Raw genomic sequence first — 17,211 nt, forward strand, 5'->3', positions numbered from 1 at the left:
GAAGGTGAGCATGTGTTAGAAGCAAAACAATTAGTAAAAACATTTGGGGATTATACAGCAGTTGATCATTTATCCTTTACCATCAATGATGGACAGATCATGGGCTTAATTGGTCAAAACGGAGCAGGAAAAACAACGACATTCCGATTGATTTTGGATTTCTTGAAAGCCGATCAAGGAGAAGTATTATGGGATGGTCACAAAATTAGTGAAAAAGAATACAATATTATCGGCTATCTGCCAGAAGAACGCGGCTTGTTTCCAAAAGTCACGATTGAAGATCAATTGATCTACTTCGCGCGTTTACGAGGCAAAAAGAAAGAAGACATCGTACCTAAAATTGACTATTGGATGGACAAATTTAAAGTCAAGGGCAAGAAAACTGATAAAGTCAAATCTTTATCAAAAGGAAATCAGCAAAAAGTTCAGCTAATCTCAACATTGATCCATGAACCAAAATTAGTGATTTTAGATGAACCGTTTAGTGGCTTAGACCCAGTCAACGCGGAACTGTTGAAAAACGGGATCATTGAATTGAAAGAAAAAGGCTCTTGCGTCATTTTCTCCAGCCATAATATGGATAATGTAGAAAAAATCTGCGATCACTTGATTATGCTACGAGATGGTCAAACGGTCTTAAACGGAAAGGTCCATGAAATTCGTGAATCCTTTGGACGAACGAAAGTTTATTTAGAGTCTAATTTGACGAAAGAACAGCTTTTGGCAGTGGCAGGTGTCGAGCAAGTCATTGCTAGAGAAGACGGCAGCTATGATATTACGATTGCTGATCCTGCAGTAGGAAAAACCTTATTTGATTTAGCGACGGCGGATGGTTATATCCCTATGTTCAATCAACAACCGCCAACGTTAGAAGAAATCTTTAAGCGGAAGGCAGGAAAAACAAATGAATAAGTTTTGGGTAATCGCATTAGATGTTTATAAGAAAAATATCAAATCAATTTCGTTTTTGATTATGATATTGGTTCCATTCATTGCAATGGGCGGGTTTTATCTAATTAGTTATTTTGCTGATGGTATGAGCAGTGTCGATAAAATTGCGGTTTATGCGAATGAACCAGCCATTGCGCAGACCTTTGTGGAGCAAAGTAGCGATGATTATGAATTTGAAGTTGTTGACAGCGAAGAACAAGGACAACAACAATTGGCAGACAAAGATGCTGATGCCTTGCTAGTTATTACTGCTTCAGGGGATACGCTGCAAGGGGAATTATTAAGCGAGTCTTCGATGGGGCAAGCTTTAGAGCTGACGATCCAACAATTATTGACGGGCCTGCAGTCATCCTATAGAGCTAGCGAGCTTGGTTTGACGGCTGAGCAAGTGGCAGTTCTTAGTGAAGTTGCACCGCTTGACCGGCAAAAAGTTTCCTTCAGTGAAGATGGCGAAATGACCTATGGAGAAGATAATACCGCGATGCAAGCAGCGGTTAGTACCATCGCAACAATCGTTCTCTTTTTCTTTATCATCACTTACGCACAAATCATTGCGCAAGAAATTGCTTCTGAAAAAGGCACACGCATTATGGAAGTCATTTTGTCTAGTACGCGAGCACAAACCCATTACTACGCCAAATTGACTGGGGTAATCATGGTTGCAGCAACCCAGCTAGTTGCGTATGTTGCGATTTTTGGCGGGAGTTATTTCTGGATCAAGGACAACTCGATGGTAAAAGACTTGTTGGCAAGTTTTTCGTCAGATGGCATTTTTGGTCCTTTCCTCGTGTTTGCGATCGTTTTCGTCTTCTTAGGAATCTTGATCTATTCTGTCTTGTCAGCCCTTTGCGGGTCGTTAGTGAATAAAGCAGAAGATACGGCGAAAGCCATTATTCCAGTGACGTATCTTTCATTGGGCGGGTATATGCTAGGAATCGTACTAGGCGGTATGGATCCGCATAACGTTGTTTTACGAGTAACCTCTTATATCCCATTCTTGTCCTCGTATATTATGCCAGTACGGCTTGCTAATGATACAGTGGGGATTGGCGGAGCGTTGATTTCAGTAGGGATCCTTGCTGTTACTACGATCGTTCTGATGCTGATTTCTGCAAAAATGTACAAATCAAATGTCTTGATCTATAACGACAATGGTATCTTGGCAACGTTGAAACAATCACTGGTGTTAATGAAAAATGAGAAATAAGCAAAACGCCCGATTCTTTTCGTAATCGGGCGTTTTTTATTGGCTAGAATCTAGAAAACAAGGTGCAAGCTTTTAGAATTCCTGCACAAAAAAGTCGAAGATCGATTGCTCAGAAGGCAACTTGTGAGCGGCTAGCTCAGGATGCCACTGAATACCTAAGATCGGTGCGCCATAGGCGGTGGATTCAATGGCTTCAACAACACCATCAGGAGCGGTGGCGGTCACGTTGAAATCATCTGCAACTGTTTTGACTGCTTGGTGATGAAAAGAATTGACGTGATAGGTTGTGCCTAAAAGAGCAGCCAAACGACTGTCTGCCTTGATTTCCACCCGATGTGTAGGGAATTGAAAGAACGTTGGCAATTGCACGTGTTTGATCGTTGGGTGATCGATCAAAGAGAGATCTTGGTACAAACTCCCACCAAATGCGACATTTAGTAACTGCATACCGCGGCAGATTCCAAGGATCGGTTTGTTTTGAGCCACTGCTTCTTTGATCAATGCCAATTCAAAGACATCACGATCAGGATGAATGCCTTGAATCAAAGGATGAGGATCTTCGCCATAATGGTCAGGGGAGACATCATGACCACCGGCTAACAAGAGTTTATCGATTTTGCTGATATAAGTTGCAGCATCTTCCACGACACCCATTGGTAATAATAGGGGAATGCCTTGGGCTTGTTGGATATGGGTGACAAAATTTTTGGGTGTATAGGACAACCAATGCTCTGCTTCTTCAATCATTGGTCGTTCATTAGCAGCGATGCCGATAATGGGTTTCATTTGATCAAACCTTTCTACTAGTAAATGAATCGAAATGGATCGAAAAAGAAAAAAGGACACGAGGTCCTTTTATCGATCACCTTCGCTTTATTTTTCGCGAATAACTTCGATTTTGTAGCCATCAGGATCTTTCACAAAATAGTAAGAAGGAGAAGTTCCTGGTAGTCCTTTCAGGTCAGTGACATCAAATCCGGCAGCTTGGTGCTTCTCATGAAGCGCTTCTAGATCATCGGTACTGATGGCGATGTGGCCATAGCCGTCGCCTAACTCATAGCCAGGATGGTCATAGTTATATGTCAACTCTAGCTCGTAGTTATCACCAGGCAATGTTAAGTAAACCAAAGTAAATTGATGTTCAGGAAAATCACGACGGCGAGATTCTTCAAAACCAAAGGCAGTTTGATAAAAATCTAGAGAAGCCGTTAAGTCTTTGACGCGGACACAAGTGTGAGCCATTTTCATGGGTAAATCATCCTTTCGATCTTGATAGTTTTATGATAACATATTTTCTCATTTTATAACGAATAAAAGACAACAGGGCGTTATTTCCGGCTTGTCCAGACTATTGGCATAGGGTAAAATGGAAAGAAAGTGTTGGTGGAGGGAATCATGCCAGAAAAGGAAATTGTGTTTGGGGAAAAAGAAGCGGGGAAACCATACAAATCAAGATATGGCGCGTATGTCGTTCTTCCAAATGAAAAAAATGAAGTGATCTTGGTACAAGCACCCAATGGCGCCTATTTTTTACCAGGCGGTGAAATTGAACCAAATGAGACCAAAGAAGAAGCGATCCAGAGAGAATTAATAGAAGAACTTGGATTTGAAGGGGAGATCGCTGCCTATTTAGGAGAAGCAGTTGAATACTTCTATTCACGCCATCGCGATACATTTTACCATCACCCCGGCTATTTCTATTTAATGACCAAATGGAAAAAAGTCTGCGAACCGACAGAAGAAACCAATCAGTTGTCATGGCATACGCCAGAAGAAGCGATTAAACGATTGAAACGCGGCAGTCATAAATGGGCAGTTGAACAATGGTTGGCAAAATAAAAAAGGCAGGCTTCCGATAAAAAGGAAACCTGCCTTTTTTTACACTTAGTTATTTGCTAAAACATACTTGTTGATTACTTCTGCCACACCGTCTTCTTCGTTTGAAGCGGTTAGGACATCTGCGGCATTTTTCACATTTTCAGTGGCATTGGCCATCGCCACTCCGATACCAGCGTATTCCACCATGGTTAAATCATTTTCGTTATCGCCGATCGCCATGACTTCTTCTTGTTTGATGCCTAAGTGCTCCGCCAATTTTTTGACAGCAGCTCCTTTATGGGCTTGTTTATTTAGGACTTCCAAGAAGTAAGGAGCACTTTTGACCACATTGTAGTTGTCCGTCAAACTGCTCGGCAATTGTGGGATGATCTGATCCAGTATTTCGGGATCATCGATCATCATCATTTTGATGATATTCAAGTCAGCAGTTATTTCTTCTGGTGTCCGATATTTCAATGGCATGTTGACTAAGAAAGCTTCATAAATCGTATAAGGACTGATATCGCGGTTAGCGGTATACATAGTATCTTCGGTTTCTACATGAAGATGAACCCCTAATTTTCTCGCAGTCATCTCAACAAAGAGATAGTCGTCTTGGGACAAACCAAATTCAGAGATGATCTCTTGGTTTTTGGTTTTTTGAACCAAAGAGCCATTATAAGTAATCACGAAATCATTGTCCGTAAATAAGTCTAGTTCCTTTAATAAATCTTGGACACCAGTTAAAGGGCGTCCCGTACACAAAACGATGCGTACACCTTGCTTTTCAGCGTCTTTCAATGCCTTGTAAACGGCTGGGGTGATCTTGCGGTCGTTGTTCAACAGGGTGCCATCGATATCGATGGCGATCAATTTGATACTCATAAGTTCCTCCTAGTGGCTTGGTTTGATCAAAGCACCATTGCGAATGTGCTTGGCAAACTCTTGATACGTCTCTCCAAATAAATCATAGTGATTTTGGATGTTGGGGTCAATCATTTCTTTTGGAAAATAAAAGCGCTGGTCACCTTGGGTTTGTCCTGCTAAGGCTGCAACAAGCTGACTGGCTTGGGATAATTCCACAAGGGAACCATCTTTTTCCTGTAATTCGATCTGTGTCCGATGTTTGCCTGAAGTCGGCCGATAAAAATCATAAGGCAGATCGAAGCTTGAATTGATGGCAGTATAATAGCGGGGATTGAAGCCGACTTTTTCCACCAGTACCTGCATTTCTTCGATCATCGGCAACTGCGTCTCATCGTCAAAGCGGGCGGATTTCAACGGTTTACGATTTAAGAACCGTTTGGCTAAATCGCTGAGGATCGGATCATTTTCTTCTGTCCATTGGGTAAAGTAGGTATTTAATACGCCATCGTCGAGTTTCAAATACTCATCTAAAGTGAATTCTTGTTTTAAAAATGGGAGAAGCAGCTGCGAATGGCCTTGAAACAATTCTGAATCCACTTGATACAGTTCTGCAGCTCGATCCAGCAAATGGGCTAAGATCACTTCCATCCCTCGAGAACTAGCATGAAAATAAACTTGCACATACATTTGGTAACGACTGACGATGTAGTCCTCCACAGCGTGCATGCCATTCATAGAAAAAGCAATACCGCCTTCATAAGGACGAATCACTCGTAGAATGCGAGTCAGATCAAAGGTGCCGTATTCAGTGCCGGTAAAATAAGCATCGCGCAGCAAGTAGTCCATCCGATCAGCATCGATTTGACTGGAAATCATTTGAACGACTTGGGGATTGGGATAGGTTTTAGTGATAACACTTGCCACCTTCTCAGGAAATCCAGCTTCCACACGATTCAATATCTGATGAACTTCCGTCTCAGGAGAAGTGATGATCGCCACTGTGATCGCTTCATGATCCGTATGAAAAATATGCTCAAAGGTGTGGGAGTAGGGTCCGTGGCCCACATCATGAAGCAATGCTGCACACAAGGTCACTAAACGCTCTTTGTCATCCCAGCCGTTTGGCCCGACTTTTTCAATGGGATAATTGCGTTGGAAAATATCGCAAATGCGGCGGCTGATTTCATAAACGCCCAAGGAATGGGAAAAGCGGCTGTGTTCTGCTCCGTGAAAGGTAAAAGAAGCAGTTCCCAGCTGTTTGATGCGTCGTAAACGCTGTACTTCTTTGGAATTGATCAAATCTAAAATTACTTGGTGCTGTACATGGACATAGTTATGAACGGGGTCACGAAATACTTTTTCTATCGCTAAGGTTTGATATTTATAAGGTAGACTCATCGCTAAACTCCTTTATTGGTTGGTTTCGCTTTTCCATGCCAGCTAAGCGTTGCTGCATTTGTTCGCTAAGGTTATTTTCTGTCAGCCATTGATCCAGTGATTCAAGCGGATATAGGGATTGGTCAGAGATCAAGGAAAGCAGGGCTTTTTGCAAGCGGTCAATCACCTCTCGTGTGGTAAACTTACGGCCGAGGGCTGCTTCTAAAGTGGTCATACTCGCAGGATTGACGGCTGGATAGCCATTCGTACCAAAGCGCTCTTTCAAACCTGCTTGGTAAAAACGACGAACGAGAGAACCGCGGGCTGGTTGGTCGCCATTGATGCTCAGATACATCATGACAGCCACGCCATCTTTGATCCGTCGTTGTGCTGTACCAGCAATTTTTTTTCCATCAATACTCAGGTCATAGGTGCCTGGGCAATACGAGTCAGCAATTTCATAAGCCAAAATTGTCTGCTCAGGAAAGGCTGTTTGCAACAATGCTGCCATCATTTCATAGGCTGCATCCGTGGTGACAGCCAAGTGTTTAGGGAAAATGAGGGAGACATTTAAAATACCGGCATCATTGATTACGCCAAGCCCGCCTGAGTTGCGGATGATCGAGGCATAGCCAGCTTCTTTTAAAACCTGCAGACCGTCTGTCAAAAACGGCAACCGGGTATCTTTCATGCCTAAAATCATCGTATCGGACAACTGCCAAAAATGACAATAAACTTGTTCCTGTTTGCCAGCAGCTTCGGTGGCAACATCGGTGAAGGCAAACGGCTCATAAGGATTGTGGATACGTGGTAAGGTTTGATCCATTACATAGATAGTCAAATCGGTTAAACTCCTTTAAAAATAGCTGTTATCCTTATTATATACGATTCTTGGAAAATTACTTGGAGAAAAGAATGAAAACTTGCTTTTGTTTTCGTTTTTTATTTTCAATGAAGAAATAGACTAAGGAGAATCAACTGAAATGATTGACAAACGCATAAAAAAAAGCAAGAATGAAACTGAAATCTTCAAAGGAGGCACACGTACATGCAAGAATTATCAAAAGGAATCCCAATCTCGATTCATTTAACAACCAATGTACGTCAAGCAGGGGAAACAGAGAACTTTCTGTTTGATCTGCAAGGACAAGCAGTCAAGATCGGTGATACCTTATATATCCGTTACAAAGAGATCCAGCCAGATGGCACCGACGTTCCTGTTACGATGAAAATCATGCCAGACGGATTGATTCAATTGATTCGCTCAGGGGAAATGCGCATGCGCTTGAAATTTTCTTATAAGGAACGTTTAGAGACGAGCTATCAAACCCCGTATGGCTTGATGATGTTCCACACCTTCACCAATCACTTGCACGTTAGTTTGAAAGACCGTCCATACTCGGGAAAGATCGATATCGATTATGACTTGTTCATGGCTGCTGACAAAGTCGGCGAATACAAACTATCTTTAGAATTTACCGCTTGATCAAAGGGAAATTGAAAGAAAAAATTGCAATTTGATCCGTAATTTTGTATGATTAGGAGTAGACTGTGAAAGGACGTGTCCTGTTTGGAAATTAATGTATTTGAAGGTGTAAATAAAAACGAATTGTCGATGATTGAAGTTGCCCATGCGATTTTAGAGCAGCGCGGTGACGTGATGGATTTTTCTGATTTGGTCAACCAAATCCAAAATTATCTTGAAACATCAGACAGCGAGATTCGTGATTCATTGGCGCAGTTTTATACAGACTTGAATATCGACGGTAGTTTTATTTCTTTAGGCGACAATCGTTGGGGCTTACGTTCATGGTATGCCATTGATTCGATCGATGAAGAAGTCAACCATGGCATCGAAGACGAGGATGAAGATACACCACGTCGTCGCAAACGTAAAAAAGTCAATGCCTTTATCAACGATGATGAAGACGCAATCGATTATAACGATGATGATCCTGAGGATACTGATTTGTCAGATGACGAAGAAGATGATCTCTTTGATGATGATGATGACGAGGATGAAGAAATCTCGGCATACAATTCAGACTTGCAAGAAATCGGCGCCGACAACAGCACCGATGATGAAGAAGAATTACCTGACAGCATTGAGGAAGATCTCACCATTATCGATGACGATGATGAAGATGATTTTGCGGATGAAGAGGAAGAAGAGGAGTAATCCTCTTCTTTTTTTCGCCTTTTGGTTGCAAGCAACTTATAATCGGTGAAGGACGATTTCGTCTTCTTACATAGATACAAATAAAAAAAAAGAACCGCGTCAGCGGTCCCTAAGTGCTTTTGAATTATTGATTTGAATCGAGTATACTTGTAACGAAAAGAAAAAACGCGCCTTGAGGGAATCGAACCCCCGTCTCAAGAACCGGAATCTTACGTGATATCCACTACACTAAAGGCGCGAAGCACAAATATTAGTTTAACCAATTTCAGTGAAAAAAACAAGAGGTAGAATGATGAAATTTCAACAGCAATTTTCACAACAACAAAAACAGACGCAAAAGCTTGCTATGACGCAGAAATTGCAGCAATCGATCCAAGTGCTGCAATTTTCCGCAGACGAATTATTGTCATTCATAGATAACCAGGCATTAGAAAATCCGTTAATTGATCTGGGGGAATATGATTCGCCTATCACACCAAGCAAGAGCAGCGGCTCGTCAGAACAAATAATGGATTATCTAAGTCAGATTCCTGACCAGCATACATCGTTGTTTGAACACCTCATTGATCAAGTCCATTTAAATTACCGCGACACCTTTTTGCGGACGATCGTTTTATTTTTAGTCGAGTACATTGATTTAAACGGCTTTTTGACGATTGACTTGGAAGAAGCTGGAAAGCTTGTTGGTGGGACCCCAATCCAAATGCTCGATGCTCTAACCTTGATCCAGCAGCTGGATCCGGCAGGAGTCGGTGCTCGTGATCTAAGAGAGTGCTTGATGCTGCAAACGGAAAGAGATGACTATGCGCCGCCAATGGCCTATCTCATTTTAGAAGAATTCTTTACGGAAATGGCAGAGCGCAAGTGGGACAAAATCAGTAAAGCGTTGCAGATCCCTTTAAACGAGATCCAAAAGGTCTTTGACTATGTTCAAACGTTGACCCCGACACCGGGGGCGGCGTTTGGGTCAACGGATGGGCTCTACATTGTACCTGATTTGCGAGTAACGGTTGAAAAAGGACAACCAATCGTGAAATCAAACAAACGCGCCTTACCAGAAGTTCGCTTTCAGCAACAGTACTTTGACCAATTAAAGCAAAGCGGTGATCCGGAGGTCCTAAGTTATTTAGACAATAAAGCCCAAGAGTTCGAGTGGCTAAAGAAGACCTTGCAACAACGAGGGGATACCATCTATCGTGTCGGCGTGCAGATCGTTTCTCGGCAAAAGGAGTTTTTCACCCAACCGGATCGACCATTAAAGCCATTGGTTTTAAGAGAAGTTGCCGAAGAGTTAGGCATTCATGAATCAACGGTCAGCCGGGCAGTCAACGGGAAATATTTGGAAACCTCCTTTGGGGTGTTTGAATTGAAACAATTTTTTGGACAGAAAGTTTCGACGCAAGAAAGCGGTGATGACCTGACGACTGCATCGATCAAACAGCAGCTAAAAGCACTGATCGATGAAGAAAATAAAAATAAACCATTGTCAGATCAAAAGTTGACAGATGCCCTCAAAGCCCAAGGCATCGATATTTCCAGACGAACGGTGGCAAAGTATCGCGAAGCCATGAATATCCCTGGTTCCTCCAAGCGGAAACGATTCGAGTAAAGCAAAAGCTTACTACTAACGACGAGTAGGGAAGGCAGCAAAGCCTTTCCTTTTTTTATCGATCACTTCCAATTTTTTAATTTATGACGATTTTATGAAAAGCAAGATTTTGTGACTGAAATAGTTGCGTATCAAGGCGATAAGTGCTACTATTATTGGTGTAGGAAACAGATTTAAATTTTTTTTGCAATCGATGGGTCATTTTAAGTCATTGTAGGACGAAAATTGTCCAACGGGAGGATATAAAATGCTCGATGAATTAAAATTGATTGAGGCAATCACCCCGGATATTCTCGCTGTACTTCAGGAACGTTACCGTATCTTAAGAAATATTTATTGGATGCAGCCCGTTGGCCGCCGGACACTTTCGGAAAGTTTATCAATGACGGAACGCGTGTTGAGGACGGAAACAGATATCCTTAAAAAGCTGAAACTGATCGACTCTTCAAAAAGCGGCATGCAATTGACCGCCTACGGAGAAGAAGTGTACACGAAGATCGGTGCACTGATGGATCAGCTGTTCGGAATGCACCAAATCGAGAAACGATTATCAGAGACCTTTGGCATCGAACGTTGTTTGATTGCGAGCGGCGATGGTGATCGACAACCGAAAGTTATTGCTGAATTTGGCCAGTTGCTGAATGAATCGTTGGATCTCTTATTGCCAGAAGGCAAAAACACCATCGCAGTGATGGGAGGGACGACAATGGCGAAAGTTGCTGAGGAATTAGGCAATTTAGAAACCGCCAAACGTCATAACTTGTTTGTACCAGCCCGTGGCGGTATTGGAGAATCAGTCAACGTCCAAGCAAACTCAGTCAGCTCAGTGATGGCGATGCAGACAAATGGCGATTATCGCTCCTTGTTTGTACCAGAACAATTAAGCATGAACACCTACGAGTTTCTCTTGAAAGAACCCGCCATCGTTGATGTCTTAAACTTGATAAGTCAAGCAAATTGTGTTATTCATAGTATTGGACGGGCGTTGCATATGGCGGCTCGACGAAAAATGTCAGAACAAGAAATTCTGATGTTGAAACAAAAAAATGCAGTTGCAGAATCCTTTGGGTATTTCTTTAATGAAGCAGGCGAGGTCGTTTACAAAGTTCCTCGAATTGGCCTTCAATTAAAAGATTTGCAAAAAGTCCCAATCATTTTTGCGGTCGCTGGTGGACAGTCAAAAGCCAAAGCGGTCAATGCATACATGAAAAATGCACCAAAACAAACCTGGCTCATCACTGATGAAGCTTGCGCAAATGAGATTTTAAAAGGGGCAACCCTTTAAAATAAATATTTTTATGATTTTCATAAGGAGGAAATCTTAAATGACAGTTAAAGTAGGTATTAATGGATTTGGACGTATCGGACGCTTAGCATTTCGTCGTATCCAAGAAGTAGAAGGAATCGAAGTTGTGGCTATCAATGATTTAACAGACGCTAAAATGTTAGCTCACTTGTTAAAATATGATACAACACAAGGACGTTTCAACGGTACAGTGGAAGTTCACGAAGGTTCATTCAATGTGAACGGAAACGAAATCAAAGTTTTAGCTAACCGCAACCCTGAAGAATTGCCTTGGGGCGAACTAGGTGTTGAAATCGTGTTAGAATGTACTGGATTCTTCACTTCTAAAGCAGCTGCTGAAAAACATTTAACAGCTGGTGCAAAACGTGTAGTTATCTCAGCTCCTGGTGGAAACGATGTTCCAACAATCGTTTACAACACAAACCATGAAACTTTAACAGGTGAAGAAACAGTTATCTCTGGCGCTTCATGTACAACAAACTGTTTAGCTCCTATGGCGAAAACATTGAACGACAAATTTGGTGTGATTGAAGGATTAATGACTACAATCCACGCTTACACAGGTGACCAAATGACTCTAGACGGACCACACCCTAAAGGTGACTTCCGCCGTGCCCGTGCTGCTGCTGCAAACATCGTGCCTAACTCAACTGGTGCTGCTAAAGCGATCGGCTTAGTAATCCCAGAATTGAACGGCAAATTAGATGGTGCTGCTCAACGTGTTCCTGTTGCAACTGGTTCATTAACTGAATTAGTTACTGTTCTTGACAAAGAAGTAACTGTTGATGAAATCAATGCAGCAATGAAAGAAGCTTCAAACGAATCTTACGGTTACAACACAGACGAAATCGTTTCTTCTGATATCGTTGGTATGACTTACGGTTCATTATTTGATGCAACTCAAACAAAAGTTATGACTGTTGGCGACAAACAATTAGTTAAAACTGTTGCTTGGTACGACAATGAAATGTCATACACTGCACAATTAGTACGTACTTTAGAATACTTCGCTAACCTATAAGAGTTGCGAACGACTTTAATTTAAACCATCGCAAGAGAAAGCGGGGAAGCATCGCGCTTCTCCGCTTTTTTTAACAATTATGCTAGGAGGAATCTGTTCATGGCTAAAATGACAGTTCAAGATATCGATTTAAAAGATAAAAAAGTTCTTGTACGTGTGGACTTCAACGTTCCATTGAAAGATGGAGTGATCGGAGACGATACACGGATCAAAGCAGCATTACCAACAATCAATTATGTGATCGAAAACGGCGGAAAAGCAATTCTTTTCTCACACTTAGGTCGTGTGAAAGAAGAAGCAGATAAAGCTGGAAAATCTTTAGCGCCAGTTGCGAAACGTCTTGGCGAATTATTAGGCAAAGAAGTAACTTTCGTGGATGAAACCCGCGGCGAAAAATTAGAAACAGCGATCAACAACATGCAAGATGGCGATGTCGTTGTTTTTGAAAACACTCGTTTCGAAGACATCGATGGCAAAAAAGAAAGCAAAAACGATCCTGAACTAGGCAAATACTGGGCTTCTTTAGGCGATGTTTTTGTAAATGATGCCTTTGGTACCGCACACCGCGCACACGCTTCAAACGTAGGGATCGCTTCAACAGGTATCCCAACAGTTGCTGGTTTCTTAATGGAAAAAGAAATCAAATTCATCGGGGAAGCAGTCGAAGAACCAAAACGTCCAATGATCGCGATTCTTGGTGGAGCAAAAGTATCTGACAAAATCGGCGTAATCGAAAACTTGATTCCTAAAGCAGACAAAATCTTGATCGGCGGCGGAATGACGTATACGTTCTACAAAGCAAAAGGCATGGAAATCGGTAATTCTCTTGTGGAAGCAGATAAAGTAGAATTAGCAAAAGAATTGATCGAAAAAGCTGGCGATAAATTAGTATTACCAGTTGATTCAATCACTGCTGCTGAATTTTCAAATGATGTCCCAACAGAAGAACATACTGGTGATGTTCCTGAAGGACAAATGGGCTTAGATATCGGACCTGAAACCATCGCTTTGTTTGCTGAAACATTAAAAGGCGCAAAAACAGTCGTTTGGAACGGACCTATGGGTGTGTTTGAAATGTCTAACTTCGCAAACGGTACGATCGGTGTTTGTGAAGCAATTGCTAACCTTGAAGATGCAACAACGATCATCGGTGGCGGTGACTCTGCAGCTGCAGCAGAACAATTAGGGTTTGCTGACAAGTTTACCCACATCTCAACAGGTGGCGGTGCCAGCCTTGAATTGCTAGAAGGAAAAACACTTCCTGGCCTAGCTGCGATCAACGATAAATAATCAATGACAAGCCGTGCAAAGAACTTTCTTTGCACGCTTGATAACGAAAAGGAGTGCCAGAACATGCGCAAACCAATTATTGCCGGAAACTGGAAAATGAACAAAACTGCGAAAGAAGCAAAAGAATTTGCTGAAGCAGTCAAAACAAAAATTCCTAGCAACGAGACAGTTGACTCTGTGATCGGTTCGCCAGCTTTATTCTTAGAAACATTAGTGAATGCTGCTGAAGGAACAGAATTAAAAATTGCTGCTCAAAACAGCTACTGGGAAAATGAAGGTGCCTTTACTGGCGAAACTTCACCAGCAGCTTTAGCAGATCTAGGTGTTGACTATGTCATCATCGGCCATTCAGAACGTCGTGAATACTTCCATGAGACAGATGAAGACATCAACAAAAAAGCCAAAGCAATCTTTGCAAACGGCATGATTCCAATCCTATGCTGTGGTGAATCTTTAGAAACCTATGAAGCTGGCAAAACAGCTGAGTGGATCGAAGGACAAATCACTGCTGGCTTAGACGGTTTAACAGACGGTCAAGTAAGTAATCTTGTGATTGCTTACGAACCAATCTGGGCAATCGGTACTGGTAAATCAGCGGATGCAAACATCGCAGACGAAATTTGTGGCGTTGTCCGCAAAACCGTTGAAAAATTATACGGCAAAGAAGTTTCAGATAGCGTGCGTATCCAATACGGCGGTTCTGTAAAACCTGAAAACATTGCTGAATACATGGCAAAAGAAAATGTTGACGGAGCATTAGTTGGCGGCGCAAGCTTGCAAGCTGATTCATTCCTAGCATTATTAGATGCTGTAAAATAATTTCATTTTCATGAAAATAACATTTGCAGAATCGTGATTTTTTCACTACAATTAAGTTGTTCGCAAGGGGCTTTCCCCTTAAGATAAAACAAACTCAAAGGAGAGACAAAACATGTCAATTATTACTGATGTTTACGCACGCGAGGTCTTAGACTCACGTGGTAACCCAACTATCGAAGTAGAAGTCTACACAGAATCAGGTGCTTTCGGCCGCGGAATGGTTCCTTCAGGAGCTTCAACAGGTGAACACGAAGCAGTTGAATTACGTGATGGCGACAAAGCTCGTTATGGCGGTAAAGGTGTAACGAAAGCAGTTGACAATGTAAATAACATCATTGCAGAAGCTATCATCGGCTACGATGTCCGTGACCAAATGGCTATCGATAAAGCAATGATCGCTTTAGACGGAACTCCTAACAAAGGCAAATTAGGCGCAAACGCGATTCTTGGTGTTTCTATCGCTGTTGCTCGTGCAGCTGCTGATTACCTAGAAGTACCTTTATACCACTACTTAGGCGGATTCAATACAAAAGTATTGCCAACTCCTATGATGAACATCGTCAACGGTGGTTCTCACTCTGACGCACCAATCGCTTTCCAAGAATTCATGATCTTGCCTGTAGGCGCACCTACATTCAAAGAAGGCTTACGTTGGGGTACTGAAGTATTCCACGCTTTGAAATCAATCTTGTCTAAACGTGGTTTAGAAACTTCAGTAGGTGACGAAGGTGGTTTCGCTCCTCGTTTTGAAGGAACTGAAGACGGTGTTGAAACAATCTTAGAAGCAATCAAAGCTGCTGGTTTAGAACCAGGTAAAGATGTATACCTAGGATTTGACTGTGCATCATCAGAATTCTACGAAAACGGTGTTTACGACTACTCTAAATTTGAAGGCGAAAACGGCGTAAAACGTACTGCTGCTGAACAAGTTGACTACTTAGAAGAATTAGTTAACAAATACCCAATCATCACTATCGAAGACGGTATGGATGAAAATGACTGGGATGGTTGGAAACTATTAACTGAACGCTTAGGCGACAAAGTTCAATTAGTAGGGGATGACTTGTTCGTTACAAATACTGAAATCCTTGAAAAAGGGATCAAAAACGGTATCGGTAACTCAATCCTTATCAAAGTTAACCAAATCGGTACATTGACTGAAACTTTCAATGCAATCGAAATGGCGAAAGAAGCTGGTTACACTGCAGTAGTTTCTCACCGTTCAGGTGAAACAGAAGATTCAACAATCTCTGATATCGCAGTTGCAACAAACGCTGGCCAAATCAAAACTGGTTCTCTTTCACGTACTGACCGTATTGCAAAATACAACCAATTACTACGTATCGAAGACCAACTTGGTGAAGTTGCTGAATACAAAGGCTTGCAAGCTTTCTACAACTTAAAAAATAAATAATCTCTCGATTATTGCTTTGCTCTGAAAGAGTAGCGGTTGATTTAACAGTCAGCCGCTGCGATTTCAGAGCTTTTTTGTTGTCTCGATTCATTCATTGAAGACAATGACCATTCATCTAAGATAACTGAAAGTACTCATTTCTTCTTTATTTTCTTTTTCAGAAAAAAGAAATTATAGTTCTGGCTTATCAAAATTCTAAAATAAAAGAAAAAAGGTTAGGAGAAAAAAATGGCTTATGATTATTTGATCGTTGGTACAGGTCTTTTTGGCTCAGTTTTTGCTCATGAAGCAGCGAAACGGGGACATACAGTGAAAATGTTAGAAAAACGGACACATATTGGCGGCAATTGCTATACAGAAAAACAAGCAGGAATCGACGTACATAAATATGGTGCGCACATTTTTCATACATCGAGTAAAAAAATTTGGGATTATATCAATCAGTTTACTGAATTCTATCCCTATATTCATGCACCAATTGCAAACTATCAAGGTGAGTTATATAATCTTCCTTTTAATATGAACACATTTTACCAACTGTGGGGAACCAAAAATCCTGCTGAAGCTCGAATCAAAATATCGACCCAAATTGAAAAGACAGGAATAAAAAGACCACGAAATTTAGAAGAACAAGCTCTTTCTTTAGTCGGGACAGACATCTATCACAAACTGATCAAAGGCTACACTGAAAAACAGTGGGGACGAGAATGTGATCTTCTTCCTTCTTTTATTATCAAAAGGCTGCCAATTCGGTATACCTTTAATAACAATTATTTTACGGATATTTTTCAAGGAATACCCAAATTGGGCTATACACAAATGATTCAAAAAATGCTTACTCATCCACTGATTGATATTTCTTTGGAGACTGATTTTTTTGCAGATCGCACACGTCATGAAGCCTCTTCTAAGAACATTGTTTATACTGGAATGATTGACCAATATTTCGATTATTGTTATGGTGAGTTGGCCTATCGGTCTTTACATTTTGAGACTAAAGTCTATGACACGGATAATTACCAAGGAACAGCAGTCATGAACTTTACAGACAGTCAAACGCCCTATACGCGAATCATTGAGCATAAACATTTTTGTCCAGTGGTGACAAAAAAAACAGTTATCACTAAAGAATACCCGAAAGAGTGGAAGAAAGGAGATATTCCTTACTACCCAATCAACGATCAAAGCAATAATGCACTGTATCGCAAGTATGAGAAATTGGCGCAACAGCAAAAAAAATGTTTATTTGGTGGGCGCCTAGCCAACTATCGCTATTATGATATGGACGATACGATCGCAGCTGCTTTGAAGCTTGTTCAATATGAATTTCCAGCAGAGTAACCTCTTTTATTG

General features: G+C 41.4%; 17 protein-coding genes and 1 tRNA gene. 12 read left to right on the forward strand and 6 right to left on the reverse strand.

Going from position 1 to position 17,211, the window contains the following annotated elements; all coding sequences use genetic code 11:
• Window positions 1-12: 12 nt before the first annotated feature.
• Together FJU10_RS11610 and FJU10_RS11615 are read left to right on the forward strand one after the other, a co-directional pair.
• A complete protein-coding gene (locus tag FJU10_RS11610; protein ID WP_140965994.1) occupies window positions 13-912 on the forward strand; it encodes an ABC transporter ATP-binding protein in 900 nt (299 codons plus the stop codon).
• A complete protein-coding gene (locus FJU10_RS11615) occupies window positions 905-2,158 on the forward strand; it encodes an ABC transporter permease (protein WP_140965995.1) in 1,254 nt (417 codons plus the stop codon). The genes FJU10_RS11610 and FJU10_RS11615 overlap by 8 nt, the downstream gene beginning before the upstream one ends.
• Window positions 2,159-2,230: 72 nt before the next feature.
• Here the strand turns inward: FJU10_RS11615 and FJU10_RS11620 are convergent, their stop codons facing one another.
• On the reverse strand, window positions 2,231-2,944 hold the full coding sequence (locus tag FJU10_RS11620) for a gamma-glutamyl-gamma-aminobutyrate hydrolase family protein (RefSeq protein ID WP_081117498.1): 714 nt from the start codon (window positions 2,942-2,944) through the stop codon (window positions 2,231-2,233).
• Window positions 2,945-3,031: 87 nt separating this feature from the next.
• On the reverse strand, window positions 3,032-3,406 hold the full coding sequence (locus FJU10_RS11625; RefSeq protein WP_140965996.1) for a VOC family protein: 375 nt from the start codon (window positions 3,404-3,406) through the stop codon (window positions 3,032-3,034).
• A 147-nt stretch (window positions 3,407-3,553) separates the two neighbouring features.
• Here FJU10_RS11625 and FJU10_RS11630 point away from each other — a divergent pair, with 147 nt between their 5' ends.
• Window positions 3,554-3,997 (forward strand): NUDIX hydrolase, encoded by a 444-nt coding sequence (locus FJU10_RS11630; RefSeq protein WP_140965997.1) that lies wholly within the window; start codon window positions 3,554-3,556, stop codon window positions 3,995-3,997.
• A gap of 45 nt (window positions 3,998-4,042) precedes the next feature.
• Here FJU10_RS11630 and yidA read toward each other — a convergent pair whose 3' ends face one another.
• From yidA to FJU10_RS11645, 3 genes are read right to left on the reverse strand one after another with little or no spacing between them, the layout of a single operon-like run.
• Window positions 4,043-4,861 (reverse strand): sugar-phosphatase, encoded by an 819-nt coding sequence (gene yidA / locus FJU10_RS11635; RefSeq protein ID WP_081117497.1) that lies wholly within the window; start codon window positions 4,859-4,861, stop codon window positions 4,043-4,045.
• A 9-nt stretch (window positions 4,862-4,870) separates the two neighbouring features.
• Window positions 4,871-6,241, reverse strand: a complete 1,371-nt coding sequence (locus FJU10_RS11640) for an HD domain-containing protein (protein WP_081117496.1) — start codon at window positions 6,239-6,241, stop codon at window positions 4,871-4,873.
• Window positions 6,225-7,046, reverse strand: coding sequence for a biotin/lipoate A/B protein ligase family protein (locus FJU10_RS11645; protein WP_411268842.1), 822 nt, complete (start codon window positions 7,044-7,046; stop codon window positions 6,225-6,227). Before FJU10_RS11645 ends, FJU10_RS11640 begins: the two co-directional genes overlap by 17 nt.
• Before the next feature lie 222 nt (window positions 7,047-7,268).
• On the opposite strand from FJU10_RS11645, the gene FJU10_RS11650 reads away from it, so the two are divergent.
• Both FJU10_RS11650 and rpoE read left to right on the forward strand, forming a co-directional pair.
• Window positions 7,269-7,706 (forward strand): DUF1934 domain-containing protein, encoded by a 438-nt coding sequence (locus FJU10_RS11650; RefSeq protein WP_005228669.1) that lies wholly within the window; start codon window positions 7,269-7,271, stop codon window positions 7,704-7,706.
• A gap of 84 nt (window positions 7,707-7,790) precedes the next feature.
• Entirely contained in the window at window positions 7,791-8,399 is a 609-nt protein-coding gene (gene rpoE, locus FJU10_RS11655; RefSeq protein WP_005234347.1) for a DNA-directed RNA polymerase subunit delta, read from the forward strand.
• A gap of 166 nt (window positions 8,400-8,565) precedes the next feature.
• On the opposite strand, the gene FJU10_RS11660 is transcribed toward rpoE, so the two are convergent.
• A tRNA-Arg gene (locus FJU10_RS11660) sits at window positions 8,566-8,637 on the reverse strand.
• A gap of 51 nt (window positions 8,638-8,688) precedes the next feature.
• On the opposite strand from FJU10_RS11660, the gene rpoN reads away from it, so the two are divergent.
• From rpoN to glf, 7 genes are all read left to right on the forward strand, one after another.
• Window positions 8,689-10,008, forward strand: coding sequence for an RNA polymerase factor sigma-54 (gene rpoN, locus FJU10_RS11665; RefSeq protein WP_189372314.1), 1,320 nt, complete (start codon window positions 8,689-8,691; stop codon window positions 10,006-10,008).
• Window positions 10,009-10,255: 247 nt separating this feature from the next.
• A complete protein-coding gene (locus tag FJU10_RS11670) occupies window positions 10,256-11,293 on the forward strand; it encodes a sugar-binding transcriptional regulator (protein WP_005228675.1) in 1,038 nt (345 codons plus the stop codon).
• A gap of 40 nt (window positions 11,294-11,333) precedes the next feature.
• Complete coding sequence (gene gap / locus FJU10_RS11675) at window positions 11,334-12,335, forward strand: type I glyceraldehyde-3-phosphate dehydrogenase (RefSeq protein ID WP_008380858.1); 1,002 nt, start codon at window positions 11,334-11,336, stop codon at window positions 12,333-12,335.
• A gap of 99 nt (window positions 12,336-12,434) precedes the next feature.
• A complete protein-coding gene (locus FJU10_RS11680; RefSeq protein WP_140966000.1) occupies window positions 12,435-13,625 on the forward strand; it encodes a phosphoglycerate kinase in 1,191 nt (396 codons plus the stop codon).
• Between the two features lie 63 nt (window positions 13,626-13,688).
• Window positions 13,689-14,444: a triose-phosphate isomerase gene (gene tpiA / locus FJU10_RS11685; protein ID WP_008380860.1), complete on the forward strand. Its 756-nt coding sequence runs from the start codon at window positions 13,689-13,691 to the stop codon at window positions 14,442-14,444.
• Between the two features lie 112 nt (window positions 14,445-14,556).
• Window positions 14,557-15,858 carry a surface-displayed alpha-enolase gene (gene eno, locus FJU10_RS11690; RefSeq protein WP_005228686.1) on the forward strand — a complete coding sequence of 434 codons (1,302 nt, stop codon included), beginning with the start codon at window positions 14,557-14,559 and terminating at the stop codon, window positions 15,856-15,858.
• Between the two features lie 228 nt (window positions 15,859-16,086).
• Window positions 16,087-17,199: a UDP-galactopyranose mutase gene (gene glf, locus FJU10_RS11695; protein ID WP_140966001.1), complete on the forward strand. Its 1,113-nt coding sequence runs from the start codon at window positions 16,087-16,089 to the stop codon at window positions 17,197-17,199.
• Window positions 17,200-17,211 lie beyond the last annotated feature (12 nt).

Source organism: Enterococcus sp. OL5 (assembly GCF_006491895.1).
Taxonomy (GTDB): Bacteria; Bacillota; Bacilli; order Lactobacillales; family Enterococcaceae; genus Enterococcus_D; species Enterococcus_D innesii.

Excerpts from the sequence above, each read along its gene's own strand:
- rpoN (WP_189372314.1), top strand. The coding sequence starts at position 8,689 with ATGATGAAATTTCAACAGCAATTTTCACAACAACAAAAACAGACGCAA.
- FJU10_RS11680 (WP_140966000.1), top strand. The coding sequence starts at position 12,435 with ATGGCTAAAATGACAGTTCAAGATATCGATTTAAAAGATAAAAAAGTT.
- FJU10_RS11640 (WP_081117496.1), bottom strand. The coding sequence starts at position 6,241 with ATGAGTCTACCTTATAAATATCAAACCTTAGCGATAGAAAAAGTATTT.
- FJU10_RS11630 (WP_140965997.1), top strand. The coding sequence starts at position 3,554 with ATGCCAGAAAAGGAAATTGTGTTTGGGGAAAAAGAAGCGGGGAAACCA.
- gap (WP_008380858.1), top strand. The coding sequence starts at position 11,334 with ATGACAGTTAAAGTAGGTATTAATGGATTTGGACGTATCGGACGCTTA.
- FJU10_RS11620 (WP_081117498.1), bottom strand. The coding sequence starts at position 2,944 with ATGAAACCCATTATCGGCATCGCTGCTAATGAACGACCAATGATTGAA.
- eno (WP_005228686.1), top strand. The coding sequence starts at position 14,557 with ATGTCAATTATTACTGATGTTTACGCACGCGAGGTCTTAGACTCACGT.
- FJU10_RS11650 (WP_005228669.1), top strand. The coding sequence starts at position 7,269 with ATGCAAGAATTATCAAAAGGAATCCCAATCTCGATTCATTTAACAACC.
- yidA (WP_081117497.1), bottom strand. The coding sequence starts at position 4,861 with ATGAGTATCAAATTGATCGCCATCGATATCGATGGCACCCTGTTGAAC.
- FJU10_RS11670 (WP_005228675.1), top strand. The coding sequence starts at position 10,256 with ATGCTCGATGAATTAAAATTGATTGAGGCAATCACCCCGGATATTCTC.
- tpiA (WP_008380860.1), top strand. The coding sequence starts at position 13,689 with ATGCGCAAACCAATTATTGCCGGAAACTGGAAAATGAACAAAACTGCG.
- FJU10_RS11625 (WP_140965996.1), bottom strand. The coding sequence starts at position 3,406 with ATGAAAATGGCTCACACTTGTGTCCGCGTCAAAGACTTAACGGCTTCT.
- FJU10_RS11645 (WP_411268842.1), bottom strand. The coding sequence starts at position 7,046 with ATGGATCAAACCTTACCACGTATCCACAATCCTTATGAGCCGTTTGCC.
- FJU10_RS11615 (WP_140965995.1), top strand. The coding sequence starts at position 905 with ATGAATAAGTTTTGGGTAATCGCATTAGATGTTTATAAGAAAAATATC.
- glf (WP_140966001.1), top strand. The coding sequence starts at position 16,087 with ATGGCTTATGATTATTTGATCGTTGGTACAGGTCTTTTTGGCTCAGTT.